The sequence below is a fragment of the Streptomyces albidus (ex Kaewkla and Franco 2022) genome (assembly GCF_013870515.1).
In the GTDB taxonomy this organism is placed as follows: domain Bacteria; phylum Actinomycetota; class Actinomycetes; order Streptomycetales; family Streptomycetaceae; genus Streptomyces; species Streptomyces albidus.
Window position 1 is genome coordinate 42,234 of the sequence record NZ_JACBXA010000003.1, and the last position, 13,165, is coordinate 55,398.

At 70.4% G+C, this 13,165-nt stretch carries 10 protein-coding genes; 6 read left to right on the forward strand and 4 right to left on the reverse strand.

The window, feature by feature from the left end; genetic code table 11:
* Positions 1 to 15: 15 nt before the first annotated feature.
* Positions 16 to 1,392, reverse strand: a complete 1,377-nt coding sequence (locus H5J26_RS01215) for a transcriptional regulator (protein WP_181763739.1) — start codon at positions 1,390 to 1,392, stop codon at positions 16 to 18.
* A 228-nt stretch (positions 1,393 to 1,620) separates the two neighbouring features.
* Here H5J26_RS01215 and H5J26_RS01220 point away from each other — a divergent pair, with 228 nt between their 5' ends.
* Positions 1,621 to 1,968 carry a hypothetical protein gene (locus tag H5J26_RS01220; protein WP_235980171.1) on the forward strand — a complete coding sequence of 116 codons (348 nt, stop codon included), beginning with the start codon at positions 1,621 to 1,623 and terminating at the stop codon, positions 1,966 to 1,968.
* A gap of 167 nt (positions 1,969 to 2,135) precedes the next feature.
* On the opposite strand, the gene H5J26_RS01225 is transcribed toward H5J26_RS01220, so the two are convergent.
* From H5J26_RS01225 to H5J26_RS32160, 3 genes are read right to left on the reverse strand one after another with little or no spacing between them, the layout of a single operon-like run.
* Positions 2,136 to 4,145 (reverse strand): anthranilate synthase family protein, encoded by a 2,010-nt coding sequence (locus tag H5J26_RS01225; protein ID WP_181763740.1) that lies wholly within the window; start codon positions 4,143 to 4,145, stop codon positions 2,136 to 2,138.
* The gene (locus H5J26_RS01230) at positions 4,142 to 4,798 is read right to left on the reverse strand and encodes an isochorismatase family protein (protein WP_181763741.1); all 657 of its coding nucleotides are present in this window, start codon (positions 4,796 to 4,798) and stop codon (positions 4,142 to 4,144) included. Before H5J26_RS01230 ends, H5J26_RS01225 begins: the two co-directional genes overlap by 4 nt.
* Positions 4,795 to 6,039, reverse strand: coding sequence for a 3-deoxy-7-phosphoheptulonate synthase (locus H5J26_RS32160; RefSeq protein ID WP_181763742.1), 1,245 nt, complete (start codon positions 6,037 to 6,039; stop codon positions 4,795 to 4,797). Before H5J26_RS32160 ends, H5J26_RS01230 begins: the two co-directional genes overlap by 4 nt.
* A 214-nt stretch (positions 6,040 to 6,253) precedes the next feature.
* Between H5J26_RS32160 and H5J26_RS01240 the strand changes: the two genes are divergently transcribed.
* From H5J26_RS01240 to H5J26_RS01260, 5 genes are all read left to right on the forward strand, one after another.
* Positions 6,254 to 7,585 carry a peptide ligase PGM1-related protein gene (locus H5J26_RS01240; RefSeq protein ID WP_181763743.1) on the forward strand — a complete coding sequence of 444 codons (1,332 nt, stop codon included), beginning with the start codon at positions 6,254 to 6,256 and terminating at the stop codon, positions 7,583 to 7,585.
* Positions 7,586 to 8,326 (forward strand): SDR family NAD(P)-dependent oxidoreductase, encoded by a 741-nt coding sequence (locus H5J26_RS01245; RefSeq protein ID WP_181763744.1) that lies wholly within the window; start codon positions 7,586 to 7,588, stop codon positions 8,324 to 8,326.
* A 55-nt stretch (positions 8,327 to 8,381) separates the two neighbouring features.
* Positions 8,382 to 9,623: an ATP-grasp domain-containing protein gene (locus H5J26_RS01250; RefSeq protein ID WP_181763745.1), complete on the forward strand. Its 1,242-nt coding sequence runs from the start codon at positions 8,382 to 8,384 to the stop codon at positions 9,621 to 9,623.
* A gap of 505 nt (positions 9,624 to 10,128) precedes the next feature.
* Complete coding sequence (locus H5J26_RS01255) at positions 10,129 to 12,711, forward strand: nitrate- and nitrite sensing domain-containing protein (protein WP_181763746.1); 2,583 nt, start codon at positions 10,129 to 10,131, stop codon at positions 12,709 to 12,711.
* Positions 12,711 to 13,115 (forward strand): roadblock/LC7 domain-containing protein, encoded by a 405-nt coding sequence (locus H5J26_RS01260; protein ID WP_210770878.1) that lies wholly within the window; start codon positions 12,711 to 12,713, stop codon positions 13,113 to 13,115. The genes H5J26_RS01255 and H5J26_RS01260 overlap by 1 nt, the downstream gene beginning before the upstream one ends.
* The last annotated feature ends 50 nt before the right edge of the window (positions 13,116 to 13,165 follow it).

The window sequence follows — 13,165 nt, forward strand, 5'->3', positions numbered from 1 at the left end:
CACAGCCGCCCTACCTCAGAGGGGCACTCGCAAGGTCTCCTCGATCAGCTTCGCCGCCCTGTCGACCGGTGTTCCGGGGTGCCGGAGCAGGTGCTCCCGGACCCGCCGCATGCGCTGCCGCAGCCGCTGTGACTCGATGCCCTGCGCCTGATCGACCATCTGCACCGCCGTCTGCGCAGCGCGTTCCGCTGAGCCGCTCTGCAACTCCACGTCGGTGAGCGTGGCCAGCCGGTTCACCCGGCCGCGCACATGGGCGGGTGCCCTGGCTGCCTCCTCGGCATACCGCTGTGCGGCGTCCAGCTCTTCCAGTACGAGCAACGTCTCAGCCAATCGGACCTGGACCAGGCCCGGTTGGACGTAGCCGGTCTCATCCGGCTCCTCCTCCGGCCGGATGAGAGTGGAGGAGTGCTCGGCGTTCCGCATACAGCCGTACGCGCCTCGGCGGTCGCCGATCCGCGCATAGGCCTTCGCCTGCATCGCGTACAAGTCGGTCGCCAGGGCCGGTGTGGATTGCGGCCCCGGCGTGCGTAACACCGCCTCCGCACAGGCGATGGCACGCCTGTCGTCGCCGAGGAACAGCGCCTGGTTGACCAGCAGCGCCACCACGTAGCCGCCGAAGAGGCGGTCCCCGGAGGCCTTCCCCAGGCGGAGCGCCTGGTGGAAGTAGCGCTGGGCCAGGCCCTGTTCGTCTGCGTCGTACGCGCAGATGCCGCTGACGGCCGCCAACGACCCTGCCGCACGGCACAGTTCACGACCGGTGCTGTCGCTGTAGCCGCCGCGCAGCAGCGGCGCCACCTCGCCCGTGAGGAAGCCGACGACGCGGGGGCGCGTCGCGACACCGCCAGCGTTCCGGTAGAGGTGCTCGTAGTGGCCGCGCGCCGCATGCAGCACCGCCACGTCCGCCTCCGAGACCTCGCGCACCCCGTCGTGCGAGACGTCCAGGTCGTCTGGCGGGTTCTCCCACTCCCAAACGGGCGCGACGGCGGCCGCGCCCGTCAGCAGAGCGGGACCCCGTGTGTGCGCGTGGAGTTCGTCGGAACGCCACGACACCGCGGCCCTCTCCACGAACCGGCCGAGCACGGCCGGGCCTTCGGCGTCTTCCACATCCCCGGCACCCTGCACCGATGCCGCGGAAGGGAAGCCCGAGGGGCGGCCCATTCCGACGTCCGCGAGTGTGAGCGTGCGGTCCAGCCGGGCGCCCAGCACCTCGCATATCCACTCCGGGACGCTGCCACGTGGTCGCTGCCCCTTGAGCCAGCGCGCGACAGCCGTGTGATCGTAACGCAGAGTGACATTGTTCTCCGCGCCGAGGCGATTGATTCTCATGGCCAGACCGGCCCGGGAGATTCCGGACTGGTCAAGCAGTACGTCCAGTTGACTGTTGGGCTCCATTTCGCCCTCCGGTCGTCCAACCCTTGTTTCGCAGAGTAACCGACAATCGTTCACACGGGGTGTGAAAGTCCCACCTGTGCGTGCACACGGCACATGCTCCCGAAGAAGCGGAAGTTGAGGTTCGCTGGAAACACTCCGTAAGCAGGAACGCGGACGGAGCACCGTAGGAGGGACCAGAGATGAACGACCCGATCCGATTCCACTTCGAGGTATACCCGGTGGTCGACCGTGCAGCCCGCTGACCACCATCGCCGTGACCCGACGCCCAACCGCGCGCTGCGCTCGTTACTGGCGGAGACGGAGTGGACGCAGGAGGCGTTCGCCCGCGCCATCGGAAGACTCGGCACCGAGGCGGGCGTGCGACTCGGCTACGACCGCACCTCCGTCGCCCACTGGTTGCGCGGCAGCCGCCCGTCCCCCCGCGTGCAGGGCTTCATCGCCGAAGCCCTCTCACGGCGACTGGGCCGTCCGGTCGCCGTGACCCAACTGGGCATGGGCGACGGCTCCAGCGGAGGCCCCGGCCCACGGTCCTCGGACGGCTCCGCCGAGGCGTCTGGGCGACCTCGCCGGCGATGAAGAACGCGGCGAGCACGCTGCCCGTGGAGTAGCCCCCGGTCGCCCCGTGGCCGAGGAAGACCATGGCCAGCGGTGCCATGGCTACGGGCAGCCGGGTCATGGACGCGGTGACGGCCCAGACCCCGGTCTGCCGGGTGAGGATGGTGCGATAACTCATGGGGTGACTCTCACTTCGGCGTGGACGAGACGGTTACGGACGGCGTGGCCGGGCGCGGGAAGTGGGCGCCGGGCGGCAGCAACTGCTCCAACGCCTGCGCCAGGACGCCCAGTCCGTCGGCGCTGAGCACCGACTCGGGATGGAACTGGAAGGAGCGCAGCCCGGGCGCGCGCAGAGCGTGCACGTCGCCCGTGGCCTTGTCGCGGCAGACCTCGACCGGGCGGCCGAGGGCGTGCGGTTGGAGGGTGTCGGAGTGGCTGCGGGCGGCGAAGGTGTTGTAGAAGCCCACCCGCACTTGTTCGCCGAAGAGGTCGATCTCCCGTCGCACTCCCTGGTTCGGGCGCTCCAGCCGGGCCAGTTCGAGGCCCAGCAGCCCGCTGAGCACCTGGTGGCCGAGGCAGACTGCGAGCAGCGGGCGCCGGTCGGCCAGGACCTCGCGCAGCGCCGTGCGTAAGGCGGCGATCTTCGGATGCCCGAGGTCGCCCGGGTCGCCTGGGCCGGGCCCGGCGAGCACCAGGTCGTAGGCAGCCGAGGTGAACGGCTCGCCGAACCTGCGTACCGTCACCTCCGGCCCCAGGGAACGGATCTGATGGGCAAGCATGGCGGTGAAGCTGTCCTCGGCGTCGATCACGAGGATGTGCTGCGCGGCGCTCAGCCGGGAGGCGGCGAGCACGCTCTCGGGCGCTCTCCCGGGCGCAGGTTTCGTCACGGGCGCTCCATCCCCCTCCTCGGCCAGCCAGAACCGCGCCAGGCCTCGGTTTCGCTCTTCGAGTGCATGGCGGACCGACGGCTCGTCGGCCAGCGACCGGCGGACAGGAGCCGCGGTGTTCGGCACCGACGCACCTGCCGCGGTCCCGGACGGCGTGCTTCGGAGCGCGCGGAGCATTCCGGCGGCCTTCGCCCGCGTCTCGGCGGCCTCTGCCGCCGGATCCGAGTGCCGTACGACCGTGGCACCGACGCCCAGCGTCAGCTCTCCGGACCGGTCGATCCGCGCGGTACGGATGAGGATCGCCGAGTCCAGCTCCTGCCGCCCCTGCTCGTCGGCGCCGATCAGGGCCAGCGCCCCGCAGTAGTAGCCGCGGCCCTCGGGTTCGTAGCGGTCGATGGCCCGGCAGGCGCTCTCCAGCGGGCTGCCGGTGACCGTCGGTGCGAAGAGTGTCCGGCGCAGCACCTCGGGCACCGGCCGGCTGGAGTGCCCCTCGATGAAGTACTCCGTGTGCGCGAGGTGCGCCATCTCCTTGAGCCGGGGGCCGACGACGCGGCCGCCGCCGTCGCAGACCGCGGCCATCATCTTCAGCTCCTCGTCGACCACCATGTACAGCTCTTCCGACTCCTTGGTGTCGGAGAGGAACTCCAGGGCCCCGGCCAAGGTGGGGCCGTCGTCGGGATAGCGGTAGGTGCCGCTGATCGGATTCATGACGGCGGTGCCGGCGCGCAGGCTGATGTGCCGTTCGGGACTTGCGCCGACGAAGGTCCGCTCACCGGTGTGCACGGCGAACGTCCAGTACGCGCTGTCCTCTTGGAGCAGCAGCCGGCGCAGCAGCGTGCAGGCGTGCCGAGGGGAGTAGTCGGCGATACGGGCGGTGAAGGAGCGCTTGACGACGAAGTTCGCGCCTTCGCCGCGCCCGATCTCGTCGGTGATCAGACGGCGGACGACGTCGGCGTACGCGTCGTCGTCGACGTCGAATCCTGCATCCGTCAACTCGATCGGTTCATCGGGGAGTTGGCGGATCGCCTCGTCGAGGGGCACGGTCCACCGGTCGTCCACGGCGAGGGCCAGCAGCGGAGCGTGGTCCTCGGGGTAGACGAAGCCCCGCTCGCCGATCTGACGGTAGGGCAGGGCGGCGAGCGTCTGGTGGCGCCCGCCCAGGGGGTCCACCGGCGGCAGTTCGTCCAGCCGCTCCAGCTCGGTGACGTCGCCGGTGAGTACCTCGAGGACCCCGGGAGCCGTCTCGGGGCGGTAGAGCAGCGCGAAGGGGCGGGCGTCCGCTCCGCTCCACAACGTCTCCAGCGGCCTCATTCCGGGTGGCCCTCCCCCAGTAACGCTTCGACGACCTGCTTGGTGGTAGGCGTGGCCGCGCAGGCGTGAGCGGCGTACGAGACGGCGAGGCGGTGGTCGTCGGCGTTGAAGTCGGCGACGGCGTCGGTGACCAGGAAGGGCTGGATGTCGTGGCTGAAGGCGTCGACCGTGGTGATGAGGCAGCCGAGGTGGGCGTAGACGCCGCAGACGATGAGCTGGTCGCGGCCTGCGGCCCGCAGCCGCTCGAGCAGCGGGGTGCGCTGGAAGGCGCTGTAGCGCCACTTGGTCAGCACCTGGTCCGCCTCGTCCGGCGTCAGCTCGTCGACTATGCGCCGGTCCTCCGGCGCCGCCGCCATGCCGGCTCCCCAGAACGCGCCGAGCAGCCCGCGCTGATCCTCCGTCATGTCGCCGGGCTGCGCGGTGTAGAAGACCGGTACGCCGAGTGAGGCGCAGGTCTCGCGCAGCTGCACCGCGTTGGGCAGCACCACGGTGAGCGGCGGGGTGTCCTGGCGGAAGGGGCGCAGGAAGTAGCTCTGCATGTCGTGGATGAGCAGGGCGGCCCTGCGCGGGTCGGGCCGCCATCCGGTCCGGTCCTGGTCGGCGTCCTCCTCCGCGGGCAGGTCGTACGGGGCGATGGGGGCAATGCCGGTCATCGGCCGTCCTCCAAGTCCTGGGCCGTGCCTGCCTTTCCCCACGCGTCCACGGCGGCCACCGCCTGGGCGCGGTCGAGCCGCGGGTCACACAACGTGGTACGGGCGGTCGGCCCGGTGGGCGGTACCTGCGAGGCTCGCCACAGGCACTCGGTGACGGGTTCGTCGGTTGCTTCCAGGTGCAGGCCGCCTGCCACTCCGCCCGCGGCGCGCACGGCGGCTCGGAACTCCCGTATCTCCGCCAGGACCGTGGTGAGGACGCGGGTCTTCAGCCCGTCGGGCCCGGTGGTCGTGTTGCCGTGCAGCGGGTCGCACAGCCACAGCACCGGGTGCCCCGCCTCGCGTACGGTCGCCACGAGCGCGGGCAGCCGTTGCGCCGCCTGCCCTGAGCCCATGCGGACGATCAACGTGAGCCGGCCCGGCCTGCGGTGGGGGTCGAGACGCGCGCACAGCCGCAGCAGCGCGGCCGCCGTCATGGTCGGCCCGACCTTGCACGCCACGGGGTTGGCCACCTCGGCGAGCAGCCGCACATGGGCGCCGTCCGGGTCCCGGGTCCGCTCGCCCACCCACGGCCAGTGCGTGGAGGTCAGCAGCAGGCGGCCGTCCTCCGTCGTCCTCAGCAGGGGGACCTCGTAGTCGAGCACCAGCGCTTCGTGGCTCGTCCAGACCCGCTCGTGCGGCGTGCCGCCCTCGGTGCACCCGCGCAGGAAGTCCGCCGTGGCCCGGGCCGCCGCGTAGCAGGTGAGCATCCGGCCGGGGTCGGCTCTGCGGGAGATCGGATCGGGGTCGGGGGCGTTGACCATGAGTCCGCGGAAGGCGGGCAGTGCGACCCCGTGCTTCGTCTCGGTGGCCTGCGAGCGCGGCTTGGCGAACTGGCCGCCGATGCGTCCGGCCATGAGTGCTTCCAGGCCCGTCGCGGCGGTCATCGCGGACGCGAGGTTCCGGAGCAACTCGACTTTCCCGGCGAGCCGTTCGGACACGCAGTGTGCGGGGTCCTCCGCGCAGTCCCCTGCCTGGATGACGCTGCGGGTGCCGGTGGCCGCCCCGGCGAGCAGCGAGCCGAGTGCGTCGACCTCGGCCTCGTCCACGAGGCCCGGAAGTGTGGTCAGGGTCTTCACGGCGGGATCCGCCGTCTCGTGCCACCGGGGCTGCTGGTGTGCCGGAAGTCTTCGCCAGCGCTGGATCTCGTCATCGGGTAAGGGCCTGAGGCCCGTGCCCGGACCGGCGAGCGCCTGTCCATTCACTCATGGTCTCCTCAATCGACCCGGTGGAAACTCCGGGAGCTTATGGAGAAGAGATTCCGGAACGCAACTACTCACTTGAGTAGCCGGGCGTGGGGGAGAGATTCCACCGGACCTACTCGGTCGAGTAGTTGCCGTAATTCTGGGGTCCATGGATGCTGTCCAGCGGTGTCGGTCACCCACCAGGCTGGAACCTTATCCGGAGGCGGACTCGGAAATGGCGAAAATCATCATCGGAAATCAACTGACCGAGGAGACCGTCGAAGGCGACCGCGCTCTCCCGGCCGAGTACCTCACCTACCTGGCCGCGGTCACCCACCGGCTGGCCTGGTGCGCGGAGGCGGACGACATCATCGTCCTGCCCACCGAACCGGACACAGAATTCCTCGCGTACGTGTGGAAGCGGCTCGGAATCGAGGACGCCCGGCCGGTCGTCGTGGTCCCCCCGCCGGGCCGCCGGGGAAGTTCGCTGCTCTACGACGACCGCCTGCACCACCCGGATTTCATCAGGAGGGTGGGGAAGCTGGCGGCCGAGCGCGGCGCCGACCGTCTCTTTCCTTTCTATGTGGACGCGGGAATAGCCGGACTCGCCGAGGCCCTGGAATTGAAGGATCCACTTCCCGCCTATTCCTTTCTGACGGCGGGAGGGAACGAACTCGTCAACAGCAAGACGTTCTTCCGGACCCTGGCCTCGGGGAACGGCATACCCGTGCCCCACGGCCGCACCGTCAACTCCGCTGCTGAGGCGGCCGACTTCGTCCGCCCCCTGCTGCGCGCCGGGCACCCCGTGATCGTCAAGCAGGACGTGCACGGCGGCGGTTACGGCAACGAGATCCTGGCGCCCGCCGAGGGGCTCGAGGGATACGGCGCCGAGCGCGTCACCGTCCTCGACGGAGACGCAGCGGCCGGTCACCTGTCCGACTCGTGGGCCCGCCACAGCCATGACGGACGCCGCCAGGTCGTCGTCGAGCAGTACGTCGACGGGTCCGTCCCCATCTACATCGAGCTCTACATCGCCGACGACGAGGTGAGGACCGTCGGCCACGGTGAGATGCGCATGGCCCCGGTCAACAACGGCCTGGTCATCCCGCCGCCGTCGGCCGGGCTGCCGTCCTTCCCCGGCTTCCTGGACCAGGCCCGGCGCATCGGCGAGACCGTGCGGGCGCTCGGCCACCGGGGCCCGATCAGCATCGACGCGATCGTGGTCCCCTCCGGCGAGATCCTCTTCAACGAGTTCAACGGACGCGTCGGCGGCTCCACCCACATCCACCGCATCGGTGACCACTTGATCGGCCCCGAGCACTGGGCGGACCGCGCTCTGATCGCGCGCAGCCGCTGCGGCTGGGACTCCCTCGCCGGGGCGGTGGCCACGCTGGAGGAGCAGGGTCTCGCCTTCGACCCGGCGACGCGGACCGGTGTCGTCATCGCAGGCGACAGCCACGGCACCCCGGGGCCGTCCGGCCAGTGCCTGATCGTGGCGCACTCCGTGCCGGAGGCGCGGGCCATGGAGGCCCGGCTGGTCGAGATCCTGGGCCTGGAGGGCGACTGAATGGACACGGCCCTTGTCACCGGCGGCGGTTCGGGCATCGGGCGGGCCACTGCCGTCGCCCTCGCCGCGCGGGGAACGAAGGTGGTCGTGGCCGGCCGCCAGGAGCACACGCTGATCGAGACGGCCAAGATGATCGAGGAGAGCGGCGGCACCGCCTCCCACGTCCTCGCGGACATCGCCCTCGCAGAAGGAGCGGCCCGCGCGGTCGGCACCGTCACCGAACGGTACGGGCGGCTGGACCTCGCGGTGAACTGCGCCGGCCTGCCGTCCTGGGGGCTGACGGCCGACATGGCCCCCGCCGAGTGGGAGCAGGTCATGGGCGTCAACGTCAACGGCACCTGGCTGTGCATGAAGTACGAGATCGAGCAGATGCTCGGGCAGGGCGGCGGCGCCATCGTGAACGTCTCCTCGCGAATCGGCCCGCACATGCGCGTCACTCATCAGTCGGCGTACGCGGCGAGCAAGTCCGCACTCAGCACGCTCACCCGCTCCGCGGCCCGCGAGTACATCGGCCGGGGCATCCGCATCAACGCGGTGAGCCCCGGCCCCACGGACACCGCGATGGCCGTCTGGCCGGGCGAGACGGCCGCCGACCGTGACGCCCGGGTCGCCCGCGACATTCCCGCGGGCCGGCTGGCGCGCCCCGAGGAGATCGCGGGCGCCGTCCTGTGGCTCGCCTCCCCCGGTGCGGCCTTCGTCGTGGGTCACGACCTGGTGATCGACGGCGGACTGAGCGCCTAGGCGACGGATGACGACCGACAACGCGCCCCAGTGCGAGAGAGAGGCCCGAACACCCATGTCCGCAACGCGTGTTGCCGTCGTCGACGGCTACTCCAGCGGGACGCACCTCGTGAAGGAGCTGCTCGACCGCGGTGCCGAGGTGCTGCACATCCGCAGCAGCCCCACTCTCAACCCGTACTTCGAGGCGACGTTCCGTCCCGCCGACTACGCCGAGGACCTCGGGCACGACCCTGACCCGGCGGTGCTCGCCGCCCGCCTGACCGCACTCGGAGTCCAACACGTCGTCGCGGGCACCGAGTCGGGGGTCGCCCTGGCCGACCGGCTGGCGCACCTGACGGGGCTGCCCGGCAACTGCCCGGACCTCGCGACCGCGCGCCGCAGCAAGTTCCGCATGGCGGAGGTCCTGCGTGCCGCCGGCCTCGACGCGCCGCGCAGCACGCTGGTGACGTCCGCCGCCGAGGCCGCGGAGTGGTTCACCGGCAGCGGCCCGGCCACGGTCGTGGTCAAGCCCGTCCACAGCGCCGGCTCCGACCACGTCCTCATCTGCCGTACCGCGGCCGAGACCTCACAGGCGGCGGCGGAGGTGCTCGGCTCGGCCGACCTCTTCGGCCGCCGCAACGAGTTCGCCCTGCTCCAGGAGTTCCTCGAGGGCCCGGAGTACTACGTCAACACGGTCTCCGTGGACGGCCGGCACACAGTGGTGGAGACCTGGCGCTACACCAAGCACCGCACCCCGGAAGGCGCACCGATCTTCCAGTTCGAGGAGCCCGCCGACCTCGAGGACCCGACGGTGGGCAGCATCCACTCCTACGTCGCGAAGGCGCTCACCGCTCTCGGCATCCGTACCGGAGCCGGGCACAGCGAGGTCGTGCTCACCGCCCGCGGGCCCGTCCTCATCGACCCGGGTGCCCGGCTGGGCGGAGGGGTGCTGCCCTGGGTGTACGCGAAGCTCGCCGGCCACTCGCACGCGGGCCTGCTCGCCGCGAGCATCACCAACCCGGCCGAGCTGCACGCCGCCCGCCTGCCGCTGCGCTTCGAGCAGCCCATCCGCTACGTGTCCCTGGTCAACCACTTCCCCGGCACGGTCCGCGACCAGGACTGGGCGAGGCGCCTGGGCGAGTTGCCGACAGCCATGGCCGTCGCGCCGGTCGCCCGTCCCGGCGACGAACTGCCGCGCACCCGGGACCTGCTCACCTCCCCCGGCTTCCTCTACCTCACTGCCGCGACCCGGCAGCAGATCGAGGCGGACTACCGGACCATCCGCGACTGGGAGAGCCGCCCGCTGTACACGTCCTGACGTGATGAACCGTCACAGGCGCGCTGCTGATCAGCACTCCTGCTTGCCCTCACCGAGGGGCGAGGGCGTACGGCAACCGAGGGCAGGTGCCCGTGCCGTTCCACCTCGCAGGCGGCGGAGTTCGTGCGGGAGCCTGCCGCGTTCCGCGGTGATCGCGTGTCGGGACGATGTGCGGCTCGGCCGGCGACGTGAGTGGTCAAGGTATCTCAATTGAACCCCCGCAGCAGGCCAGTTGAACAGGCAATGTGGCATGCAGTGACAAGTCGTCACCCGAGCCCGAGCGGACGGTGGTACTGTCCGGCCCGCCCGTTGATTGCCGTAGGGGTTTGAATCGCCCTGCACATTTCGAAGGTTGTCCTTATTCATGCCAGAGTGTTGCGCGATGCCCCTAAGGCTCACCCGCTGTCGTAGCGGCGAAATACCCGGCCCCTGTGGTTTGTACGGCCCGTCAGGTATCCGTGTATCACCGGCTGTTGATCCTCGGACCCGGTGACGGAGCCACTCAGTGAGAATCTACCGTCGCCTGTTCTTATTGGTCGCGGTGCCGCTTGCGGTGGCCGTCACCTTCTCCGTACTCGCCCTCGCCCCCTCGGGGCAGCAGGCGCTGCAAGCTCATCGGCTGGCCAACATGGTCGAAGCCGCAGCCGCCGCCAACGAGCTGGTCTACAAGCTGCAGGGTGAGCGCACGGCTGCCACCGCACTGGTCTCGGGCCAGGGCGACGAGGCCAGCTTCCGTAAGACCGCCAATGCCACCGGCGAGAGCATCGACACCTTCCGTGGCAAGCGCGAACAGCTGTCAGACGTGCCTGAGAACGCCCAGGAAGCGCTGGATCGTGTCGACCGGTCAGTGAAGCAACTGCCCACCGTCCACGCGCAGGTTCGCTCTGGCAGCAGCTCACTCTCCGCGCTGACCTTCAGCTATCGGATCATCATCGCCGATCTGGTCGCGTACCGCGAAGGCATAGCCCAGGCCGAGGGAGTGGACGCGAACATCGCCGACCAGATCCGCGCCGACGCCGCCCTCTCCGAGGCCACCGAGCACATGGGCCAGCAGCAGGTGACGGTGCTTCAGGCGCTGGCCGGCGGGGGGTTCACGCCCGCCTCACAGCGTACGTTCGAGGCGACCAGGCTCGGATACACCGAGTCGACAGGCACGATGTTCGACATCGGCCCGCAGGAATGGCGTACCTGGCTGGAGAAGGGCGTCTACGGCCCCAAGGCTCTCGCAGCGCAGCGCCTCGAGGACCAGGTGAGCCGCACTCAGGTCAACACGGAACTCTCGATCTCCTCGGACACCTGGCAGGAAGCCACCTCCGGCCGGCTGTCGCTGCTGCGCTCGGTGGAGCAGCGGATCGACGACTCCGTCATCAGCACGGTGAAGGACAAGCGCACCGAGCTGATCTGGTGGGCCGTCGGCGAGGCCCTCATCGTGTTGTTGACGCTGGTCGGCACCGTCTTCGTCGCCTCCCGCCTGGGCCGCGTGATGATCCGCCGGCTGCGGGACCTGCGTGACGCCGCGAACGACATGGCGTACAAGCGGCTGCCCCAGGTCACCGCGGAACTCTCCCAGCCCGGCGCGCTCAGCGGTGCCACGCCTGATCAGGTCGCCCGACGCGCGGGCAAGCCGGTCACCACCACCGGCGAGGACGAGATCGGGGAGGTCGGCGAGGCGTTCAACTCCGTGCACCACGAGGCCGTACGGCTGGCCGCGGAGCAGTCCGACGCGCAGGACCAGTTCGCCGAGACGCTGGTGACCGTGGCCCGCCGTGGTGCGCAGCTGACCAGCGTGATGGTCTCCGAGCTGGACGTGATGCAGCGCGACGAGGCCACTCCTGAGCGGATGAAGCTGCTCTTCGCGCTCGACCACCTTGCGAACCGCATGGAGCGCAACACCAACAACCTGCTGGTCCTCGGCGGTTCCGGGCACGGGCGCGCACGCACCAGTGACGTGTCGTGCTCCACGGTGATCATGGTGGCGGCCCAGCAGATCGAGCAGTTCGACCGGGTGGAGACCGGCGTCGTCCAGCCCGGTATCGACATCGCCGCCCGCGCCGTACACGATCTGGCGCACATCCTGGCCGAGCTGCTCGACAACGCCACTCGCTACTCGCCGCCGGAGAAGACCGTCGGGGTCGCGGCCTGGCGACTGTGGGACCGCGCCGTCGTGCAGGTCGTCGACGACGGCGTAGGCATCAAGCCCGAGCGGCGCGCCGAACTCAACTCCGCCCTCTCCGAGCCGCAGACGCGGATCGGGGGCGTGCGGTCCATGGGTCTGCACGTGGTGGCTCAACTGGCCGCGCGGCACGGCATCGCGGTCGAGCTGCGTGCTTCGGAGAGTCCCGGCACCATAGCCGAGGTCATGCTCCCCGCCAGCGTGCTCGGCTCCGCTCCCCCGCACGAGGCGCCGGAGTTGCCGCAGGGCGCGCGGTCCGGCCATGCGGACGGGGCGCCTTCCCATGCCGGAGCGGTCGAGTTCGCCGCCGGGCCCGCCGGATCGCCCGTGAGGGAGACCGACGCCTCAGGGCTTGACGCGCCGATGACTCCGGATGGGAGCGGTCGGCCCATGCCTCACCCGGCCGACGCCTCGGCGAGTCGGACGGCGGAGAACTACGACGACTACAGCGCCACCGCCGGCAAAGAGGGCCGGGAGACGGCTCACACCCATGACGGGACCATGCAGCTGGGGAAGGTGCGGCCGTCCGGCGCCCGTGCACAGTTCAGGTCCACGACGGAGAGGCCGGCACCACGTCCGCAAGGTGGGGAGGAGCGGGCAGGTGCGCGGTCCGAGCCGGAGCCCTCGCAGACCGCCGGGGTGAGTGCCGCGGGACTGCCCGTACGTCGGCGCAAGCCAGCGGACGGGCAACAGCGGGTACGCGCCCGGGACGACGGTGGGGACGGAGCAGGGGCGGCCACCGCGTCCAGGCCTCGGTCCTCGCCCCGCCGCCGGGACTCCCGCCAGATCTCCGACATCCTGACCGCCTATTCGCAAGGCATCAACAGGAGCACGAGTCGCCGAGAGCGCTCTGCCCCCTCGAATCCCCGCGGTTCGAAGAATGGGAATGCCGACGACACTCAACGGAATGCGTGATGATCCGATCTGATCTGAACTGGCTGCTGAACGACTTCGCACGGCGGCTTCCGGAAGTCACCCACGCAGTCGCCGTTTCCGTGGACGGGCTGGCGCTCGCCTTCACCGGCATCCCCCGCGATGACGCCGACCGGCTGGCCGCGATCGCGTCCGGCATCGTCAGCCTGCTCTCCGGTGCCGCTGAACTGACGCAGACGGACCCCGTCGAGCACAGCCTGACCGCCATGGAAGGCGGCTACATGTTCTCCATGGCGGTCTCCGGCGGGGCGTCGCTTCTGGTGTGCACCACAAGGGAGGCGGACATCGGGGAGGTCAGCTTCATGATGTCGGAGCTGATCAACCAGGTCGGAGACGCGTTGTCGCCGGAGGCCCGGGACGGCGACCGCCAGGCCGCGTCCAGCTGAGCCGTTCCACAGCCCTCCCCCCCCCCTTTGCCCCACCCGTATATCAATCC

Coding starts and splice junctions, on each gene's coding strand:
- H5J26_RS01215 (WP_181763739.1), bottom strand. CDS start 1,392: ATGGAGCCCAACAGTCAACTGGACGTACTGCTTGACCAGTCCGGAATC.
- H5J26_RS01225 (WP_181763740.1), bottom strand. CDS start 4,145: ATGAGGCCGCTGGAGACGTTGTGGAGCGGAGCGGACGCCCGCCCCTTC.
- H5J26_RS01230 (WP_181763741.1), bottom strand. CDS start 4,798: ATGACCGGCATTGCCCCCATCGCCCCGTACGACCTGCCCGCGGAGGAG.
- H5J26_RS01240 (WP_181763743.1), top strand. CDS start 6,254: ATGGCGAAAATCATCATCGGAAATCAACTGACCGAGGAGACCGTCGAA.
- H5J26_RS01245 (WP_181763744.1), top strand. CDS start 7,586: ATGGACACGGCCCTTGTCACCGGCGGCGGTTCGGGCATCGGGCGGGCC.
- H5J26_RS01250 (WP_181763745.1), top strand. CDS start 8,382: ATGTCCGCAACGCGTGTTGCCGTCGTCGACGGCTACTCCAGCGGGACG.
- H5J26_RS01260 (WP_210770878.1), top strand. CDS start 12,711: ATGATCCGATCTGATCTGAACTGGCTGCTGAACGACTTCGCACGGCGG.